The organism is Flavobacterium olei, assembly GCF_039749035.1.
Classification (GTDB): domain Bacteria; phylum Bacteroidota; class Bacteroidia; order Flavobacteriales; family Flavobacteriaceae; genus Flavobacterium; species Flavobacterium olei.
Genome location: NZ_JBDKWC010000002.1, coordinates 732,497 through 753,455, shown reverse-complemented (window position 1 = coordinate 753,455; position 20,959 = coordinate 732,497). Strand labels below are relative to the sequence as shown.

Here is a 20,959-nt window from a genome sequence, read left to right as displayed (position 1 = left end):
CAAATTATTAGTAAGTAATTTGAATTTTAAAAGAATCATTAGCATCTCCAGCGAATACTTCACTTAAAAAGTTGCTAGCGTTGTATTTATTTTTAAAGTCTACACTTGCGGTCTGAACAACTTTACCCTCTCCATCATAAGTTACTGTTACACTAGTTAATGCATTATTTGTAGAATAAAAATCAAATTCATTGTCTAAGTCTAATAGAAGTTTTAATCCAGTAATGTTAACGAAAGGACTCTTTTTATCATCAAATGTACTAGTAATTTTTTCTTTTACTCCATCATAATATTCAGAGGAAATCATGTTTCCATTTGCAAATGTATAAAGTGTCGTAGTATCGTATTTAATTTCCTGCTTGTTTATTATTTCTGACTGGTTTACGTTTACAGTTCCATTTGCGTTGTAAACAAATGTTAATTTTTCCTGAGATGTAGCATTAAAAGCGTTTGTTGTAATTTTAGAAATCAATTTACCATTTTCATATGCATAAACGTCAGTAGAAAATAAAACCCCTGATTTATAAGATTCTACCTTTGTAATTAAATCACCTGTATAAGTATATACAGATTTTGAAGCATCAGATAGTGAAATTTGTTTTAATTTGTTGCCATCATAAGTAAATGTGTAATCAAGACTTCCTGATTTTCCATTTTCAACGATAGTTTCAGTAATTTTTGTTGGCAATGCATTTGCAGTCCCTGGGTCAGAACTATTATCATCACTTGAACAAGAAGTTAGCGATAAAGCTAACGCTCCAAAAAGGCATAAAATTTTTTTCATTTTAAATAGGTTAAATTATTATTACCGCAAACGTAGTGTAAGGTTAATTCATAACCTTACGGTATTCCACATTGAGACAAATAATAGCATATAAAAAACAACTAAAATATTGTTAAACAACACAATAGATGCTAAAATATTTATAAAAAAAGTAAAACAAAACAAAAAAAACAAATCACATAAACACTTTTTTGCTTCTTTATTTTGAAATGTCTGAAAATATTGTGATGAAAATCTAAGTGACAGATTTTCAAAAACAGATTCGTAATTTCAATTACAGAAAATTTACATTTTTAATAACTAAAAACTAATTCACAAACCATAACAATTCCTTACTTTTGCATCTTCCATTTTTCTAAAAATTTATATGAAATTACTATATACTTACATTATCAAACATAAAATGCTTTTGTTTTTTGCTTTGATAATGGCTACTATCAACATTTGTTTCAGTTTATCAGATTCGGTTATTACCGGAAAATTAATGCAGGACTGCGGAGTTGGCCTTGCAAAATACAAAGGAAACGAACTGGGTTTCATCAAATCATTGGCTTTCTGGCTGGGTCTTTCGCTTGGAGCGGCAATGATTTCAAGAATTACTAAAAACTTTCAGGATTATTTCACGAACGTTGTCATTCAGAGAACGGGTGCTCAAATGTATACAGACGGTATCAAAAAATCTCTTGATCTGCCATATGCAGAATTTGAAGATCAACGAAGTGGTGAAACTTTAAGTAAACTTACCAAAGTCAGAATTGATTCTGAAAAATTAATTACCCTTTCGATTTCTTTGATCTTTCAAACCATTATCGGGTTTGTTTTCGTTATTGTGTATGTGGCAAGAATCGATTTGCGAATTTCTCTTATTTTTCTAATTACAGCGCCAATTATTGCTTTAATCAGTTTGTATTTAGGAAAGAAGATTAAAATCGTATCGAGAAAAATTGTCAATCAGACCAATGCACTGGCTGGTTCTACAACCGAAAGTTTACGAAATATAGAATTGGTAAAAAGTTTAGGATTAACTTACCAGGAAGAAAAACGTCTCAATTTAAATACGTTTAAAATTCTTCAGCTGGAATTGGAGAAAATCCGTTTTATCAGAAGTTTGAGTTTTATTCAGGGAACAACAGTTCACTTTTTGAGAACCTGTGTTGTTTTCGCTTTATACTATTTCTTGTTTGGAGGAAAAATTATCGTCGGAGATTTATTAACGATGGTATTTTTTACTTTCTTCATTTTCGGACCTTTACAAGAACTTGGAAACTTTATCATTGCGCTTAATGAAACGAAAGTCTCAATGGAGAACTTCAGAAATTTACTAAACGCTCCAAAAGAATTTCGTCCTCAAACTCCGGAACATGTTGGTGCTATTCAGAAATTACTTTTCAGGAATGTTAGTTTTCAGCACAGGACCGCAAAATTTAAAGCTGTAGAAAACATTAATTTCGAAATCAAACAAGGCCAAACTGTTGCTTTTGTTGGTCCGTCTGGATCTGGGAAAACAACTTTGGTAAAACTTTTGGTTGGATTGTACACACCAGCAGAAGGAGAAATTCTTTATAACGATATCGATTCCACCGAAATTGATTTATTAGATTTAAGAAAACAATTAGGTTTTGTCACGCAGGATGCACAATTATTTTCGGGTACCATTCGTGAAAATTTATTATTTGTTAAGCCAAATGCAACCGACGAGGATTTATATGATGCCTTAAAGCGTGCAAGCTGCGACAAACTTCTCAGACGTGCCGAAGATGGTTTAAATACCACAATCGGAGAAGGCGGAATTAAAGTTTCGGGAGGAGAAAAACAACGTTTATCTATTGCAAGAGCTATTTTAAGAAATCCAAATTTATTGATTTTTGATGAAGCTACTTCTGCGTTGGATTCTATTACTGAGGAAGAAATAAATGCGACAATCAGAAACATCTCAGATAAAAACAGAATCACCGTTCTAATCGCGCACCGTTTGTCTACTGTAATGCACGCTGACAGAATTTTTGTACTGGAACAGGGAAAAATTATCGAACACGGTAAACACGAAGATTTAATTGTAGAGAAAGGTTTGTATTACGCTATGTGGCGCCAGCAGATTGGAGAGCGTAAGTAAATTAAGTGATTAGATTTTTTCTTTGCGCAGAATTAATCTCGCAAAGTCGCAGAGTCGCAAAGTTTTTTTTAACACTTTGCGACTCTGCTTTTTATTTAAGTTTTTTTATTAGAGATTACATACTACTCTTTTTATACCAAATTTTATTATTGGCACATTAAAATTTATTAGTAAACCTAATTTCATTTTTGTGATTTTGAGATAAGTCAATACTTGTTTTGCGTGAATATCTGTCAGTTGTTCTATTGATTTTATTTCTAATATTACTTTATTCTCAACTATTAAATCAGCACGAAAACCAATATCCAAATTTATTTGATCCCAAATTACAGGTAACACTTTTTGTCTTTCTGCATTTAAACCTCTTTTAGTTAATTCGTGAAATAAAATAGCTTCATAAACAGACTCCAATAATCCAGGCCCCAATTTTACATGTATCTTATAACAAACATCAACTATAATAGCTGAAATTTCATTCTCATTCATAATTAATTTTTAAAGTATAAACTTACAAAATTTAAAAACTTAAAAATAAAAAAACGCAAAGCTTAAAAAAACTTTGCGCCTTTGCATCTTTGCGAGATTAAAAAATTATTTCACAAACTCAATTGCTTTATTAAGTGCCTCAGCAATTCCACCAGCATTTTTACCTTTACCTGAAGCGAAGAAAGGCTGTCCTCCTCCATTTCCTTCAATGTACTTTCCTAATTCCTTAATAACTGCATTTGCATTTAAGCTTTTGCTTGAAACTAATTCTTTAGAAATATAACAATGAATATTTGGCTGACCCTCTTCTACAGAAGCTAAAAACACAAACGAATCCGGTTTTGAACTTCCTAATGCAGAAGCTAATTCTTTCGTAGATGCCATGCTCAAATCTACTTGTTTGGCAAGGAAATTTACTCCGTTTACTTCTGTAAAATCTTTTTCCAATTCTGATTTTAATGCCCCTACTTTTTCTTTAAGTAATTGCTCAATTTGTTTTTTCAGTTTGGCATTATCATCCTGAAGCGAAGTAACAGATTTTAAAATATCCTGAGGATTTTTAAGCGTTTCTTTTATTTCTGCTAATGTATTTTCCTGATTTACATAGAAGTTTTTCACAGCATCTCCTGTAATTGCTTCAATACGACGGATTCCGGCTGCAACAGCACCTTCAGAAATAATTTTGAAATGCCAGATCTCAGCCGTATTTTTTACGTGAATACCACCGCATAATTCTTTACTATCTCCAAATTCGATCATACGAACATTATCTCCGTATTTTTCTCCAAACAAAGCCATTGCGCCTTTATCCAAAGCTTCTTTAATCGGAATATTTCTATGTTCAACCAATTGCAATTGCGCTTCAATCTGAGCGTTTACAGAAGCTTCAACTTGTTTAATTTCTTCATCAGAAACTTTGCTGAAATGAGAAAAGTCAAAACGTAAATAATTCGGATTTACCAACGATCCTTTTTGCTCAACATGCGTTCCTAAAATACTTCTCAAAGCCAAATGCATCAAGTGCGTAGCCGAGTGATTTTTTGATGTTGATGTTCTTAAATCTGTATTTACTTTTGCCACAAAACCTGCTTCAACATTTTCCGGAAGCTGTTTTGCAAAATGCAGGATTAAGTTATTTTCTTTCTTCGTGTCAATAATTTCGATTGTCTCGTTTGCAGAAACAAGCGTTCCTTTATCGCCGACTTGTCCTCCTCCTTCTGGATAAAATGGCGTATTGTCTAAAACAATTTGGTACAAAATACCATCTTTTTTAGAATCCACTTTTCTGATACGCGTAATCTTTACTTCGTTGTCCGTTTTATCATAACCAACAAATGTTTCCACATTTCCGGGAATCAAAACTTTCCAGTCTTCTGTAGAAACTTCAGAAGCGGCACGAGAACGCGCTTTTTGTTTTTGCAATTCAACTTCGAATTCTTCTTCATTATAAGAGAAACCTTTTTCTTTCAGAATCAAAGCCGTTAAATCTTTTGGAAATCCGAAAGTATCGTATAATTCAAAAACTTTAGCGCCCAAAACTTCTTGTCCTTTGGTTTCTGCAATTACATTATCCAGTAATTGTAATCCCTGATCTAAAGTTCTTAAGAAAGAAGCTTCTTCTTCACGAATTACATTCGTAACCAATTGTTGCTGTGATTTGATTTCCGGGAAAAATTCTCCCATTTGGTTTGCCAGAACTTCTACCAGTTTATTGATAAAAGGTTCTTTGGTTCCCAAAAATGTAAATCCGTAACGAATAGCACGACGCAAAATTCTACGAATTACATAACCCGCTCCCGTGTTAGATGGCAATTGTCCGTCTCCAATTGCAAAAGCAACCGCACGCACGTGATCTACCACAACACGAATTGCGATGTTAGTTTTGTTTTGTTCTTCGCTGATGTTTTTAATTTCATCAGACGTATATCTTAAACCTGTAATTTGTTCTACTTTCTCGATAAGCGGTGTAAAAACATCGGTATCATAGTTTGATGTTTTTCCTTGTAAAGCCATACACAAACGCTCAAATCCCATTCCGGTATCAACGTGTTGTGCAGGAAGTTTTTCAAGAGAACCATCTGCTTTACGGTTGAATTCCATGAATACATTATTCCAGATTTCAACTACTTGCGGGTGATCATTATTCACTAAACTTTTTCCTGAAACCAACGCTTTTTCAGCTTCCGGACGTAAATCAACGTGAATTTCAGAACAAGGTCCGCATGGTCCCTGATCGCCCATTTCCCAGAAATTGTCTTTTTTATTTCCAAGAATAATTCGGTCTTCATCGATTAAGGTTTTCCAAATATCCCAGGCTTCCTGATCAAACGGAACATTATCTTCTTTACTTCCTTCGAAAACAGAAACATACAAATTTTCTTTTGGAATTTTATACACTTCTGTCAATAATTGCCAAGCCCAGTTAATGGCTTCTTTTTTGAAATAATCACCAAAAGACCAGTTACCAAGCATCTCAAACATAGTATGATGATAGGTATCAAAACCTACATCTTCAAGATCATTATGTTTTCCTGAAACACGAAGACATTTTTGCGTATCGGCTATTCTTTTGCTTTTTGGAGTTCCGTTTCCTAAGAAAAATTCTTTGAACTGGGCCATTCCCGAGTTGTTGAACATTAAGGTTGGATCGTCTTTAAGCACAATAGGAGCCGACGGAACGATTAGGTGTCCGTTGCTTTTAAAAAAATCTAAAAATTGTTTACGTACGTCTTGTGATTTCATGTTTTATTTAAAAAATGTATCTGTTTTTAATGTGTCAATTTGATAATTAAACAATTAGAAAAATTGTCAATCAGAAAATGGGATAATTATATGATTTTAAATTAAAAAACTTTAAGTTAGCGACAATAAAATCATTGATTTATACATTATCTAATTATCTAATTGCCTCAATTATCTAATTAATTTTGTATTGTAAAAAAGTCTAAACCTCTGAAACATTTAACCGTTTTGCGCGTCTAACTGATTTTACAAGCTGCAAAAATAGCGTATTTTAAAATATGGCGAAAGTAAAATATTATTACGACTCAGAAAATCTGGCTTATACGAAAATTAAAACCAGAAAAAGAATTAAAATCGGTTATGCTTTACTGTTTTTAGTGGCTTCGGCCTTGTTTGGTTTTTTAGTTTTTGTGCTTTTACTTAATACACCCTATTTTGAAACGCCAAAAGACCGTTTGCAAGCCCGTGAAATTGAGAATTTAAAACTGCAGTATGCCATTTTAAATAAAAAGCTGGATGAAATAGATGATGCCGCAGACGCACTGGAAGAAAGAGATAACAATATTTACCGCGTTTATTTTAATAAAGCTGAAATTCCGGATTCTATCAGAAAAGCCGGTTTTAGAAATTCTGAACGTTATAAGGATTTAGAAGGATACAACAACTCGCAATTGGTATTAAACACAACAAAAAGAGTAGATAAACTTTCGAAGCAATTGGCAATTCAGTCGCAATCACTGGATGAAATTTTGAAATTGGCCGGGGCCAAAGAGAATTTACTTTTAGCAATTCCGGCAATTCAGCCGGTACAGAATGAAAATCTGAAACGTGTGGCTTCCGGATTTGGGTATCGCATTGACCCTTTCACGAAAGTGCGAAAAATGCACAACGGAATGGATTTTACCGCCAATACCGGTGCGCCAATCTACGCTACGGGAGACGGCGTTGTAGATAGAGCCGATAACACGGCATCAGGATACGGAAATCATATCGTAATCAGGCATGGTTTTGGATATGAAAGTTTGTATGCGCATTTAAGCAAATACAACTGCCGAGCGGGACAGCGGGTAAAACGCGGAGATGTAATTGGTTATGTTGGAAGCACAGGAAGATCTGAAGGTCCGCATTGTCATTATGAAGTACATAAAGATGGAAAAGTAGTGAATCCGCTGAATTTTTATTATGGAAATATTTCTGCTGTAGAATACGTGGCAATTTCTCATATGGCAAATCAAGAAAACCAATCATTAGATTAATCGCCCGAAAAATAGTATTTTTGAAATAAAATAGAAAAAAACAAACCATGCATATTGAACTTTCTAAAGATAAAAGATATTACAGTATTGGCGAAGTGGCCAGGGCTTTTAATGTCAATGCCTCTTTGATACGATTCTGGGACAGCGAATTTGATATTCTAAAACCTAAAAAAAATGCAAAGGGAAACAGGATGTTTACACCGGAAGATATTACAAATCTTCAATTAATTTATCACCTGGTTAAGGAAAGAGGTTTTACGCTTGAAGGTGCCAAAATACATTTAAAGGAAGGTCAGAAGAAAACGCTGGATAAATTCGAAATAATACGTAAATTAGAGTCGATAAAAATGCAGCTCAATGACATCAAAAACGAATTGTAATTAAAAATTGAAATAAACTTAAATTAAAACAAATATGAAAAAATGGTTAATCCCCGTAGGAATTATTGTGGCCCTAATTGCAATAATTGCTTTTTGGTCAATTGGTATTAAAAATACTGCTTTACAACACAGCCAGGCTGTAAATAAAGAATGGGGAAATGTGCAGACGGCTTACCAAAGACGTAATGATCTTATCGGGAATTTAGTAAACACGGTAAAAGGTGCGGCAGATTTTGAAAAAGGAACACTTACAGCTGTAATCGAAGCGCGTGCAAAAGCAACCTCTGTTACTATTGATCCAAGTAATGTTACACCAGAACAACTGGCACAATTCAACCAGGCACAAAGCGGAGTATCTTCTTCATTATCAAGATTATTGGTTTCTGTTGAACAATATCCGAATTTAAAGGCAAATGAAAATTTCCTGAAGCTGCAAGATGAACTGGCAAGTACAGAAAATCAGATTCTTACTGCGAGAACACGTTTTAACGAAGCTGTACAGGTTTACAATGGCTATATCTTGGCTATTCCTAACAATTGGTTCTTAAGCAAGTACAAAGAAAAACCATACTTTGAAGCGACTACAGGAGCTGATAAACCAGTTGAAGTAAAATTCTAAATCTTAACTCTAAAATAATTTCAATGTCAAAAGTAGAAGATTTTTTAACCAAAGAAGAAGAACAGGCAATTGTTGAAGCTATTCGCGTGGCCGAAAATAATACTTCTGGCGAAATTAGAGTGCATATAGAAAAAACATCTTCTAAAGCCCATTTTGACCGGGCTTTAGAAGTTTTTCATGAATTGCGAATGGATGAAACACATCTTAAAAATGGTGTGCTTCTTTATTTTGCTGTTGAAGATAAAAACTTTGTAATTTGTGGCGATAAAGGAATTAATGATTTGGTTTCTGATGATTTTTGGGATTGTACCAAAGATATAATGACCAACCATTTTAAAGCCGGAAATTTTAAACAGGGAATTGTTGATGGTATTTTGAATGCCGGCGAACAATTGAAAAAATATTTCCCTTCATCTGAAGATGATGTAAACGAATTATCTAATGAAATCTCTAAAGGTTAACTATGAAAATTTCCAATATTAAAACCCCAAATTCTAAAGGAATTTTTCGACTATCCTTTTTGTTAATCGCTTTTTTTACCTTCTCAAATGTATTTGCACAATTTGAGATTCCTAAGGTTCCGAGCCTGCAAACTTCTGTTTATGATTATGCAAATGTTTTAAGCACTACTGAAAAAGCCCAGCTTGAAGAAAAACTTATTCGTTATGCAGATTCTACCACAACACAAATTGTAGTAATTACAATTGAAAGTCTGAAAGGAGAAGACGTAAGTCAACTGGCGACAAAATGGGGACAAACCTGGGGAATTGGCGGTACAAAACAAGATGACAACGGAGTAATCATTTTATTGGCAAAAAACGAAAAGAAAATTGCTATTAATCCGGGATACGGTGTTGAAGATCGTCTGACCGCAGGAATTGGCGGAACGATTATAAGAAACATTATTATACCTGAATTTAAAGCGGGAAGCTTTTATAATGGTCTTGATAAAGGAACGGATGCGATTATCGACGTTTTTAAAGGAAAATTTAAAGGCGAACGTAAAGCAGCTAAAGGAAAAGACTTTCCTATTCTACCCTTTATTGTTATAGTTGTCATTGTATTAATCTTACTTGCCCGTAATAAAAAAGGCGGAGGAGGAAATTCTGGCAACAATGGCGGAGGAGGCCCAAGTCTTCTTGACGTTATTATTTTAAGTAATCTTGGAAGAAGCGGTGGTGGCGGTTTCGGAGGATCATCAGGAGGTGGTTTCGGCGGAGGCGGTGGAGGCTTCGGCGGCGGATTTGGCGGCGGAGGTTTCTCTGGCGGAGGTTCAAGCGGTGGCTGGTAATTCATTTTGTTTCAGGTTTCAGGTCCGAGGTTTACTGTATCGGAATTAACTATGATCAGCCTGACCAATTTAATCAGTGTCACATAAAAATCAACTGTCACTATTTCCGACTCCAGAGACAATTTATAATTTACAATTCATAATAAAAAAAATAGATGTTATCACATAAAGCAAAATACGCCCTTAAGGCCTTACTTTATTTAGCAGAACAAGACGAAAATCACATTTCAAGAACAATTGAAATAGCTGATGGAGCCAATATTCCTAAAAAGTTTTTAGAACAGATTTTACTGGATCTGAAACGTGGCCGTTTTGTAAGCAGTAAGCAGGGAAAATTTGGCGGTTATTATCTGATAAAATCCAAACACGACATTACGCTGGCAGAAATTCATCGGCTTTTTGATGGTGCAATTGCACTTTTGCCTTGCGCTTCCTTAAATTTTTACGAGCCTTGTTCCGATTGCAAAACCGAAGATGAATGCAGTCTGCGACACGGTTTAATGCTTATTCGCGACAAAACTCTGTTGGCAATGGAAGGCATTACAATTGCCTCGCTGGTAAAAAAATAAAAAAATATTTTATATACCCTAGTAAATCGATAGAATTTATGTTGTATGTTTGCAAAAACATTTAACTAATAATCATTTACTAAATTTTAACTCATGAAAGTACATTCTAGTCAATCAGGTGTAGCAAAGCTTTTAAAAATTACTCTTTCTCCTTTCACAACTGTGAAAACCTCTTCATTTGTAATGTGCATGTGCTGGTAAAAAAATTTTATTTTAAATTCTACTAATCACATATACTTACTATAAAAATGAAAACATCTATAAAAAATATCTTTACCATAATTGCCGTTTTAACATTCTCAATCTCATTCGCACAAAGCATTGAAGGTGTTGTAACAACTGATCAAAATGTACCTGTAGAAGCAGCCAATGTTGTTATTAAGGGAACAACGTTAAGCACCATTACAAACTCTGAAGGACGATTCACTATAGAATCTCAGGGAGAATTACCTGTTACACTTTTAATTCAGTACACAGGATATAAAACAAATGAATTGGAGATTACTGCTATTCCCGCTTCACCTCTATTGATAACATTACGCGAAGAAAACCAATTGGTTGAGGTTGTGGTTTCTTCAAGAAGAAGAATTGAAAAAGTTCAGGACGTGCCCATTGCAGTTTCTGTTATTACCGGAAAACAAGCGGAACAGGCAGGAGCTTTTAACGTAAATCGTATTAAAGAACTGGTGCCTTCTGTACAATTGTATTCTTCAAATCCAAGAAATACCGGAATTAACATCAGAAGTTTAGGTTCGCCTTTCGGACTAACAAATGACGGAATTGATCCTGGAGTTGGTTTTTATGTTGATGGTGTATATTATGCGCGTCCGGCAGCAACAACTTTAGATTTTATTGATGTTGAACAGATAGAAGTTTTACGCGGACCACAAGGTTCGCTATTTGGAAAAAATACAACTTCTGGAGCATTTAATATTACAACGCGTAAACCCAGTTTTACTTCTGGAGCCGATTTTGAAGTAAGTTACGGGAATTATAATTTCCTGCAGGCTAAAGCTTCTGTTACCGGTGCTTTAGGGAAAAAATTGGCCGGAAGAATTTCTTTCTCAGGTACACAAAGAGATGGTCTGATTGATAATGTAGTAACCGGAAGACCTACAAATACCCTAAACAATCAGGGTCTTAGAGGTCAATTGCTTTGGACTCCGACAGAAAATACAAATATTATACTTGCAGGTGATATTACAACACAGCGTCCGGATGGATATGCACAAGTAGTTGCAGGTGTCGCGCCAACGCAAAGAGCAGCGTACCGTCAATTTAATGCTATTATAGCTGATTTAAATTATCAGCTCCCAAGTTTAAATGCTTTTGATCGTAAAATAGATCATGATACACCTTGGCGTTCTAATCAGGATATGGGAGGAATTTCACTTAACATTGACACTAAAATTGGTGGAGGAACTTTAACTTCCACGACAGCCTGGCGTTTTTGGAACTGGGATCCGTCAAATGACAGGGATTTTACAGGATTACAGGTTTTGGCAAAATCTCAAAACCCTACAAGACAAACTCAAATTACACAAGAAGTTCGATATGCAGGACAGCTAAGTTCTAAAATTAGTGGGGTTGTGGGAGCGTTCTTCATCGATCAGACTTCGCAAACTGATGGTACAGAGGAATCCGGAAATGCACAATGGCGATTTGCACAAAGTTCTACAAGTTCACTTTGGAAAACTCCGGGTCTTTTTGAAGGATACGGAATCAAAACCGATGCAAACATCAGAGCTTCAAGTGCAGCAGTATTTGGACAATTAGACTGGGCAATTACAGAACGTTTCCACGTATTACCAGGGTTGAGATATAACTTTGACAAAAAAGATGCTCATTATTCCCGTACAACATACGGAGGTCTTCAAACAACAGATCCGGCTCTTTTGGCTTTAAAGAAATCCGTTTATTCTGATCAGGCATTTGATTCAAATACTGACAACACCGATTTTTCAGGAAACATCACGCTTACTTATAAGGCTTCAGATAAAATTAATGTTTACGGAACTTATGCTAAAAGTTACAAACCAGTTGGCGTAAATGTAGCCGGACTTCCAACAAATGCGGCAGGACAGCCATTAACTGAGCTTGCTGTTGTAAAACCAGAAAAAGTGAATCATTATGAAGTTGGTGTAAAAACATCTCCGTTTAAAAACTCCATTTTCAATTTAACGTTCTTTAATACCGAAATCAAAGATTTTCAGACCAACGTTCAGGCAGCTGAATTAGGCGTAAACCGCGGTTATTTAGCCAATGCAGATAAAGTACGTGTGAGAGGTGCCGAGCTGGACGCCAGCTTTGTTATTAGTTCTCACCTTACTATCAATGGTGCGGCAACATATACAGACGGCACATATGTAAAATTCACAAATGCACCACTTCCCCTGGAAGAAACAGGACAAACGATTGATGGAGTTCAGGTGGCTTTTAAAGATGTGTCAGGAACCGATCTTCCGGGGGTATCAAGATGGGCAGGTTCACTTGGCGGAGAGCTTTCAGACAGAGCTAAGTTTTTTGGAAATGCCGGAAAAATTTACTTTGCTGCTGATGGTTATGCACGTTCTGAATTTTCTTCAAGCCCTTCGGCTTCAAAATATTTGGTTGTTCAGGGTTACGCTATTTTCAACGCTCGTTTAGGTTTCCGCGCTTCGCAGGGATTATCTGTTCAGTTTTGGGGAAGAAACCTTTTAAATAAAGATTACTACGAGCAATTATTGCCTGCAGGTGGTAACACAGGTCAATACGCAGGAGTTATTGGTGATCAAAGGACTTACGGGGTTACACTTAAGTATTCATTGTAAGCGGTAGTTAGTTTAGTATTAAAAACGAGATGCATTTAAAAATGTATCTCGTTTTTATTTTATTCAAATCACAAAAAAAAAATTAAAACATATTTTTTAAGTGAAAACAATTGAGATCATTTGTATAAATTGGCAACCTGAATTTATATCGCTTGAAAAGATCTTTCATTTCTCTTATTGTTATATTCTGTGTTAGTCAGTTAATTACAGGACAAGGCCAAAGAAAAATCGACCAGCAGACTTTGACCTGGATCCGATATTATAATATAATTCCTTTAACTGAAAAATGGGCTATTCATTCTGAATTGGACAACAGAAATTTTGTAAATCCAATTCACGAGAATCTCTTCGTCATTCGCTCTCAGGCACGTTACAGAATCAATAAGATGATGGAAGCCGGCGCCGGTTTTGCTTACTTTAATGTAAATACTCAAAATCCGAAGGCAGATCCTGATTCTTCTGTACCTGAATATCGCGCACAGCAAGATTTGACCTTAATAAATGATGTTGCTAAAATTACCTTTCATAATCGTTTTCAAATTGAAGAACGCTTTATTCAAAAAACAGACATAAACGGACTTTTAAATGAATTCTCTTTTGCATTTCGATTTAGATATCGTTTACAATCTACCTTTACAATTTGGGAAAAAGAAAACCATAATATAAAAGGAACTGTTTCAGATGAAATTTTATTCAATCAGGGGAAAGACAATCGCAAAAATACTTTCGATCAAAATAGATTCTATTTTGCATTACGTTATAATTTTAACCCCAATATTGGTTTGGAATTAGGTTATTTGAAGAGCTTTCAGAGACGTTCCAGCGGCCTGGATTTTTACGATCGTGATATCATACGGTTTACATTCTATCATAGAATAAACCGAAACTTTAGAAATTAGAATGCTTAATTTAAGAAATTCTTTTAATTTATTTTGACTTACTTTTTTTATTTAAACTTTTAATGTCGGAAAGTTATCCTTAAATTCGTCTGATTTTAATCCTAAAACACTGACAATGAAAATCGTAAGGCGCATCTTATTTTTAATTCTATTTCAATTATCTTTTGTCCAGACTTCACAAGCGCAATTTGGCGGTTTAACCGATAAAATATTGGAGGCTGGAGCTTCTATGGCATCTAAAAAACTTGGGATTGATAAAATTTTAAAACAGCCGGCAGCCATTACAACTTCATTTGAAGATGTGAATATGGAAGGTTCAAAAATGCCTGACTTTTCAATAAGTGAAAAAGCGCAACCACTATATTTATTACCGAAAGCACCCGATGGTGGTTTTGTACTTTGTGCAGGTTTGTATGAAATGACCAGTAAAAGCTATTGCCTGCATGCCGGAACATTTGCCCCGTCTAAAGGAGATGGTTACATGTACGCGCCAGTTCTGGGTCCTAAAGAAGAAATTGTGACAGCAATTTTGAAAAGTGCAGAGCGTCATCCTGAAATTAGTCAGCATGATATCCAGATATTATTATGGACCATAATCGCGAGAACGAAATTTGCAGATTATAATGGAAATGTAAAACTAACAGCCATTGCATTGCTGACACCGATGCAGTTAACGCAACTTGAGGGTGGTGTATTGGGCGTGTTGCCAGGTAATTTAATGGAAAAAGCAAAAGATAAACTTCCTGATAATTTAAAGGCAATTTTTGAGGCCGAAAATAAAATTCGTCAACTGGTAGCTTCAGGAAATTATTCTTATGCAGAAATGGAACAATATGCCATAATAGCAGGAATTGCGCCTGCAAGAACCGATGTACCAAGTGGTATCTGGACGCTTCATCCCGATGGATATTATGTGCGATATTTCCCTTCGGGTTATTCTAAGACTCATGTTCAGGTATATGTTCCGAAACAATTAATGTTAACTCAAAATGGAAAGCGAATTATATTTGATGCTACAAATGATATTGCATGCCCTGCAAATGTTGGCTCTCAGAGATTAGCTCAAACAAACGAACCTCTGGAGCCGGATTATAGTATTAAATTGAAAACAATGTGTGTTGGAATAAAATAAACGATTATCCTCGCTGTCTCTTTCCTCCTTTTTCAGCTCCGGAAAAATTTCCAATTTTATACGCTAAAGAAAACATAACATAACGCTGTAAAACCGTATTTTCTTCATCCCGAATTGAGGTTGCAGATATAGTTCTTGTGGCACTAAGGTTTTGATTTAAAACATCGTAAACCTTAACTTTTGCGTAAAGTGTTTTGTTTAAAAAGCCATAAGACAAACTGGTATTCCAGAGGTAGAAATCTTTTTTAAATCCGTCAGAAATATTAGAATTATACGTATATCCAAAGTCATTTCCGAAAATTAAATTTGCCGGCCAGTACGTTGTAGTCTGCAAATTAATTCTGTGTACAACATTTGAAGTGGCATCTCTGGAATAATTCTCATATTTTGACTGATTGTAGGATAAATTATATGATGGTGCAATAGTCAAAACCTCTCCGTAATCGTAGGACATATATACCTTTGGAGTAATTCCGGTTGATTTTGCGTAGTATAATATATCATTAGTAAATCCTTTATCAAAGGAGTAATTCGCATTTAACCCTAAACCATAACGTAGTGTATGCGCATCGAATTTTACTGACTGACTCCAGTTTGCTCCAATAGAAGCATTGTAAACTCCTGAAATATTTACATAAGTGGTTTCTCTTGTCCCGTCATCTCTATAATTAGAAATCGATACGATATCATTGTTATAATAATCTCCTTTTAAATAAACGCTATAGCCTGAACGGGATCTGAAATCATAATTTCTGAAATTAAAGTTGATGCTGTTCTTTTCGACCGGATTTAAATCAGGATTTCCTACAATCGTATTTAACGGATTATTCAGATTCACAACCGGCATTAACTGAGTAGCAGAAGGCAATGCATTGGAATAATCATATTTAAATGATAAATTTTTAGATCGGCTGAATTTATATCTCAACAAAGCTGTTGCAAATGGTAAGGCATATTTTTTGTTTAAATCTGTAGCTACATCCTGGTATAAAGAATAGTTGTCAAAACTCACAATAGAGGTACGACTGTCCAGATTGATCGTAAATTTATTTTTCTGAAGCGTAATTCCAACCTTTGGCGTTACCGAATTTTGAGTTGAGCTCGTGTAATTACTAAATCTCGAACTATAATCTGTGTATTCTTGTGTATCGGCATTAAAATCGAATGTCTTTTGATCGTTACTCGTGCTTTTCCAATCCAAATCTGATCCAAATCTGATTCGTAGTGAATCTGTAATCGGTTCTGTATATTCTAAATCGACAGAATAAGAATCGCTGGTATTCTTCTTTAATGTTTTTTGATTTCTTAAATCATTTGGTTTTGCTCCTTCGTAAAAAATAGTTTCAGAAATATTGATTCCATCAGAATCATTATCTGTATTATTATTTGAGAAAACAAAACTTAAGTTTCGTGATTTACGTTCAAAAGCTTTGTTGAAGTTAATTGTATTTCCAAAATTAGTATTATTACCTTCAGAAAAAGAACTTGAAGCACTAGTATTAAGCAAATTGCCTTCTTCATCTTCTGTTTGGCTGGAAGAAATAGCACTACTATTAGTTCTGGACTGGTTTACTTTTGGGACAAAAACAATGCGTGTTTTGGGATCAATTCTGTATTCCAATTCAAAATTAGCATTATTCCCGGTACTTTCATTCCTGGTTTTAGAATCAGACTCCACAGTGTTATTTCCGGTTGGCAAAAAATTAAGCTCATTTACCTTACTCTCATTTTTATTCACTGTATTAGAAAAATTATAACTTCCCATGGCGAGAAGCTTCTCCGTCCAGTCGTCAGAATAATTTACCCCCACGAGATTCGATTGTGTAATTCCTTTTCCACTGCCAGAATTTGAATTTCCGCCTCCTCTTCCGCTGCTGTTCCTTCCTCCTCCCATATTATCAAAAACATCATCCATAGAAAAACCAGTTGAATTGATATTATTAGAAGAAGCAAGCAGACTTATTTTCTGCTTATTATTAAAATAATTCAAATTTATATTAGCTTCATAACGGTCATCAGTTCCGTAACCTCCCATTATTTTTCCAAAATAACCTTTGTTTTTCTTTTCATCTATTGTGATATTAATACTCGAAAAATCTGAAGTTGATTCCTGTTTAGAAAGCTCTTCTTTTTTGGTTTTAAAATCAGAAACCTGGATTTTTTTTATAATATCTGCCGGAAGATTTTTAATAGCTATCGCTCCGTCTTTATCAAAGAAAGTTTTTCCGTTCACCAGAACCTGGTTAACTTCGCGTCCATTTACGGTAATTTTCCCATCATTATCCACATCAAAACCGGGAAGCTGTTTTAATAATGTTTCTACATTAGAATCCGGTCGGACTTTATAAGAATTTGCATTAAACTCCAGAGTATCTTTTTTGATCGTTATCGGTGCCGCTTCTGTTTTAATGACAACATCGTTTAAGGCGTTTACATTTTCAATTAGATACAATTTGCCAAAATCCTTGCTTTCAGAAAGGTTTTTATATTCTTCATAATAAGTTTGATATCCCATGTAGTTCACTTTTAAGAACACAGGTCGGTCAAACTTTTTAATATTCATTCTAAATGCCCCGTTTTTGTCTGTGGTAGCATATTCAAGTACAGTCGAATCTTTAACGGTTGTAAAATAGACTGTAGCAAGTTCTAAAGGTAATTGTGTGTTTACATCTAAAACGGTTCCTTTAACTGTAATGTCGTTTTGTGCATTTGCTGCCAAAACAAAAAGAAAGAAAAATGATAAAAATGAAAATAATTTGGTCATAAAAAAATAGTTAGTTAGATGGTTAGACTACCGAAACCTTAAAAGGTTTAATTGTAGTTTTCACATTTATTCAAATATAATGCCAATAAAAAAATTAATGTGATAATTTCAGTGGTATTACCCATAAAAAAATCCCCTTTCCGGGGATTTAATATTTTATTTTTCTCTGATATAAATGTCGATTGGCACTCCTGCAAAATCCCAATTTTCTCTAATCTTATTTTCTAAATAACGCTTATATGGTTCCTTAACATATTGCGGCATATTGGCAAAAAATACAAACTGAGGAGTTGGTGTTGGCAATTGCATGCAATATTTAATTTTCACATATTTACCTTTTGTTGCCGGCGGCGGATAAGCTTCAATAACCTTCAACATATATTCATTAAATTTCGACGTCGCAATTCTTTGTTTTCTGTTTTCAAATACCTGAACCGTAGCTTCCAAAGCTTTCAACAAACGTTGTTTTGTTAAAGCCGAAACGAAAAGAATGGGCACATCTGTAAAAGGCATTAATTCCTTTTTAATTTTTTCTTCGTAATCTCTTGTAGACATGGTATCTTTTTCTACCAAATCCCATTTATTTACCAGAATTACAACACCTTTTCGGTTTTTTTCTGCCAGCCAGAAAATACTCTGATCCTGACCTTCAAATCCGCGTGTTGCATCGATTACTAATATACAAATATCTGCATGCTCAATTGCTCTTACGGAACGCATTACAGAATAAAATTCTAAATCTTCCTTAACTTTCGCTTTTCTGCGAATTCCCGCTGTATCTACAAGATTAAATTCGAAACCAAAACGGTCAAATTTGGTATCAATTGCGTCACGGGTTGTTCCTGCAATATCGGTAACTATATATCGGTCTTTACCAATAAGAGCATTGATAAAACTTGATTTTCCAGCATTTGGACGACCAACAACCGCAAAACGAGGCAAATCTTCCTTAACCTCAACTTCTGGTTTTTCCGGGAATGCTTCAATCAGGGCGTCTAATAAATCTCCGGTTCCGCTTCCGGAAATACTGGCAAAAGTAAAATATTCACCTAAACCCAGATTGTAAAACTCAACGGCATCTTTTTCACGCATAGCGTTATCCACCTTATTTACAGCCAGTAAAACCGGTTTTGTAACTTTGCGAAGTAATTTAGCAACGGTTTCATCCATTGGTGTAATGCCCTCTTCAACATCAACCACAAAAATAATAACATCGGCTTCGTCGATAGCGAGTTCTACCTGTTTACGGATTTCACCTTCAAAAACGTCATCAGATCCACGAACGTATCCTCCGGTATCAATAACAGAAAACTCTTTTCCGTTCCACTCGCTTTTACCATAGTTTCTATCACGGGTCACCCCAGATACAGAATCTACAATAGCTTCTCTTCTTTGTATCAGCCTATTAAAAAGGGTCGATTTCCCTACGTTAGGTCTTCCTACTATCGCAACAATGTTATTCATTTTTTTGAATTTTAGATTTTAGATCTCCGGTTTTAAATTTTTAGTTCCCTAAAAACCTAATCACTTGTGATCCAAAATGCTTATTTTAAATTTTTGCAAAGGTAGTTAAAAAAGTGACTAAGTCACTAAGTTTCTTAGTACCTGAGATTTTTGTTGTTTTTTGTTTCTGGTTTCAAGTTTCACGTTCAATTCAAACTTGAAACCTGAAACCTGATCCCTAAGTTTCGGGAGAAACAATTTAAACTATTGATTATATCCGAATCGTTTTAGCATATTAGCATTACTTCTCCAGTTCTTGTTTACTTTGACATACAGTTCAATGTGAATTTGTTTTCCGAAGAACTTTTCTAAATCGGCACGCGCATCGGTACCTACTTTTTTCAAAGCCGCACCTTTATGTCCGATTATAATTCCCTTTTGTGTCTCACGTTCTACCATAATAACCGAACGAATTCTGATGATTTTCTCATCTTCAAAAAACTCTTCCGTTACAATCTCCACTGCGTATGGGATCTCTTTGCTGTAATTCAGCAAAATTTTCTCGCGAATGGTTTCATTTACAAAGAAACGCTCCGGTCTATCAGTCAATTGATCTTTTGGATAATAAGCTGGAGATTCTGGCAATAATTCGATAATCCTTCCAAAAACTTCCGGAACATTAAAATTCTGTAAAGCTGAAATTGGAAAAATTTCTGCATTTGGCACTTTTTCTTTCCAAAATGATACCTGTTCTTCCAATTGCTCCTGATGCGAATTGTCGATTTTATTTAATAATAATAAAACGGGAATTTTAGCATGAATGATTTTATTAAAGAAAGCTTCATCTTTTAGATCCTGCTCTCCTATTTCGACCATATAAATTAAAATATCAGCATCTTCAAAGGCAGATTTTACGAAATTCATCATCGATTCCTGCATCTCATACGCCGGCTTGATGATTCCGGGAGTATCCGACAAAACCAATTGAAAGTCCTCTCCGTTTACAATTCCTAAAATCCTGTGACGCGTAGTTTGTGCTTTTGAGGTGATAATCGACAAACGTTCTCCAACGAAGGCGTTCATCAAGGTTGATTTTCCAACATTTGGATTTCCGATAATATTTACGAAACCTGCTTTATGTGACATTTTGAGTATAATTTATTTTGCAAAGGTAGTCATATCAAGTTAATACAGAAAATAAAACATTTTTTAATATTTTCATTGTTTTTCTCAAAAAACGGCGTATCTTTGCACCCGAAACATCGCGGGATAGAGCAGTAGGCAGCTCGTCGGGCTCATAACCCGAAGGTCACAGGTTCGAGTCCTGTTCCCGCTACAACGATAAAAAAGCTTCAGAGAAATCTGGAGCTTTTCTTTTTTGTTTATATTTTCTTTTATTCTCTTTGCGGGCACAGATTATAAATCTGCGCTATCGTTGCGGAGATATATCTAAGCGAACGGGGAAGTCTGAAGCTTTTTTTATTTACACTAAAATTTTGATTTAGATTGCGGGTACGAAGTCAGAAACATTCGCGTAGCGTCCACACTTCAAAGAGCAAAGGACATTCGCACAGCGTACATACTTCAAAGAGCCTGGAGGTTTATTAGTTAGTTACATCCAAAATTAATTGTTTTTTTTTGAATATTCTCTATAAGCCTGTTTAGCAATCG

General features: G+C 34.9%; 16 protein-coding genes and 1 tRNA gene. 11 read left to right on the top strand and 6 right to left on the bottom strand.

What is annotated here, in order from left to right; all coding sequences use genetic code 11:
* Positions 1-7: 7 nt before the first annotated feature.
* Positions 8-784, bottom strand: a complete 777-nt coding sequence (locus tag ABEB31_RS07305; protein ID WP_347050687.1) for a hypothetical protein — start codon at positions 782-784, stop codon at positions 8-10.
* A gap of 367 nt (positions 785-1,151) precedes the next feature.
* Between ABEB31_RS07305 and ABEB31_RS07300 the strand changes: the two genes are divergently transcribed.
* A complete protein-coding gene (locus ABEB31_RS07300; RefSeq protein WP_347050686.1) occupies positions 1,152-2,897 on the top strand; it encodes an ABC transporter ATP-binding protein in 1,746 nt (581 codons plus the stop codon).
* Positions 2,898-3,005: 108 nt separating this feature from the next.
* On the opposite strand, the gene ABEB31_RS07295 is transcribed toward ABEB31_RS07300, so the two are convergent.
* Positions 3,006-3,383, bottom strand: a complete 378-nt coding sequence (locus ABEB31_RS07295; RefSeq protein WP_347050685.1) for a GxxExxY protein — start codon at positions 3,381-3,383, stop codon at positions 3,006-3,008.
* A gap of 105 nt (positions 3,384-3,488) precedes the next feature.
* On the bottom strand, positions 3,489-6,125 hold the full coding sequence (alaS, locus tag ABEB31_RS07290) for an alanine--tRNA ligase (protein WP_347050684.1): 2,637 nt from the start codon (positions 6,123-6,125) through the stop codon (positions 3,489-3,491).
* Positions 6,126-6,403: 278 nt separating this feature from the next.
* Between alaS and ABEB31_RS07285 the strand changes: the two genes are divergently transcribed.
* The 9 genes from ABEB31_RS07285 (at position 6,404) to ABEB31_RS07245 (ending at position 15,081) form a co-directional block, all read left to right on the top strand.
* Positions 6,404-7,381, top strand: a complete 978-nt coding sequence (locus ABEB31_RS07285; RefSeq protein ID WP_347050683.1) for a peptidoglycan DD-metalloendopeptidase family protein — start codon at positions 6,404-6,406, stop codon at positions 7,379-7,381.
* A gap of 47 nt (positions 7,382-7,428) precedes the next feature.
* The gene (locus tag ABEB31_RS07280; RefSeq protein WP_347050682.1) at positions 7,429-7,761 is read left to right on the top strand and encodes a MerR family transcriptional regulator; all 333 of its coding nucleotides are present in this window, start codon (positions 7,429-7,431) and stop codon (positions 7,759-7,761) included.
* Between the two features lie 34 nt (positions 7,762-7,795).
* Positions 7,796-8,380 (top strand): LemA family protein, encoded by a 585-nt coding sequence (locus ABEB31_RS07275; protein WP_347050681.1) that lies wholly within the window; start codon positions 7,796-7,798, stop codon positions 8,378-8,380.
* 23 nt (positions 8,381-8,403) lie between these two features.
* Complete coding sequence (locus ABEB31_RS07270) at positions 8,404-8,841, top strand: TPM domain-containing protein (RefSeq protein ID WP_347050680.1); 438 nt, start codon at positions 8,404-8,406, stop codon at positions 8,839-8,841.
* A gap of 2 nt (positions 8,842-8,843) precedes the next feature.
* Positions 8,844-9,671 carry a TPM domain-containing protein gene (locus ABEB31_RS07265; RefSeq protein WP_347050679.1) on the top strand — a complete coding sequence of 276 codons (828 nt, stop codon included), beginning with the start codon at positions 8,844-8,846 and terminating at the stop codon, positions 9,669-9,671.
* Between the two features lie 155 nt (positions 9,672-9,826).
* Positions 9,827-10,240 (top strand): RrF2 family transcriptional regulator, encoded by a 414-nt coding sequence (locus tag ABEB31_RS07260; RefSeq protein WP_347050678.1) that lies wholly within the window; start codon positions 9,827-9,829, stop codon positions 10,238-10,240.
* 248 nt (positions 10,241-10,488) lie between these two features.
* A complete protein-coding gene (locus ABEB31_RS07255; protein ID WP_347050677.1) occupies positions 10,489-13,050 on the top strand; it encodes a TonB-dependent receptor in 2,562 nt (853 codons plus the stop codon).
* Positions 13,051-13,202: 152 nt separating this feature from the next.
* Positions 13,203-13,949: a DUF2490 domain-containing protein gene (locus ABEB31_RS07250; RefSeq protein WP_347050676.1), complete on the top strand. Its 747-nt coding sequence runs from the start codon at positions 13,203-13,205 to the stop codon at positions 13,947-13,949.
* A gap of 115 nt (positions 13,950-14,064) precedes the next feature.
* Complete coding sequence (locus ABEB31_RS07245; protein ID WP_347050675.1) at positions 14,065-15,081, top strand: hypothetical protein; 1,017 nt, start codon at positions 14,065-14,067, stop codon at positions 15,079-15,081.
* Between the two features lie 4 nt (positions 15,082-15,085).
* Here ABEB31_RS07245 and ABEB31_RS07240 read toward each other — a convergent pair whose 3' ends face one another.
* The 3 genes from ABEB31_RS07240 to era all read right to left on the bottom strand — a co-directional run bounded on the left by ABEB31_RS07240 (position 15,086) and on the right by era (position 20,434).
* Entirely contained in the window at positions 15,086-17,845 is a 2,760-nt protein-coding gene (locus ABEB31_RS07240; RefSeq protein WP_347050674.1) for an outer membrane beta-barrel protein, read from the bottom strand.
* 156 nt (positions 17,846-18,001) lie between these two features.
* On the bottom strand, positions 18,002-19,309 hold the full coding sequence (gene der, locus ABEB31_RS07235) for a ribosome biogenesis GTPase Der (protein WP_347050673.1): 1,308 nt from the start codon (positions 19,307-19,309) through the stop codon (positions 18,002-18,004).
* 243 nt (positions 19,310-19,552) lie between these two features.
* Positions 19,553-20,434, bottom strand: a complete 882-nt coding sequence (gene era / locus ABEB31_RS07230; RefSeq protein ID WP_347050672.1) for a GTPase Era — start codon at positions 20,432-20,434, stop codon at positions 19,553-19,555.
* Between the two features lie 117 nt (positions 20,435-20,551).
* On the opposite strand from era, the gene ABEB31_RS07225 reads away from it, so the two are divergent.
* Positions 20,552-20,624 (top strand) — tRNA-Met (locus ABEB31_RS07225).
* The last annotated feature ends 335 nt before the right edge of the window (positions 20,625-20,959 follow it).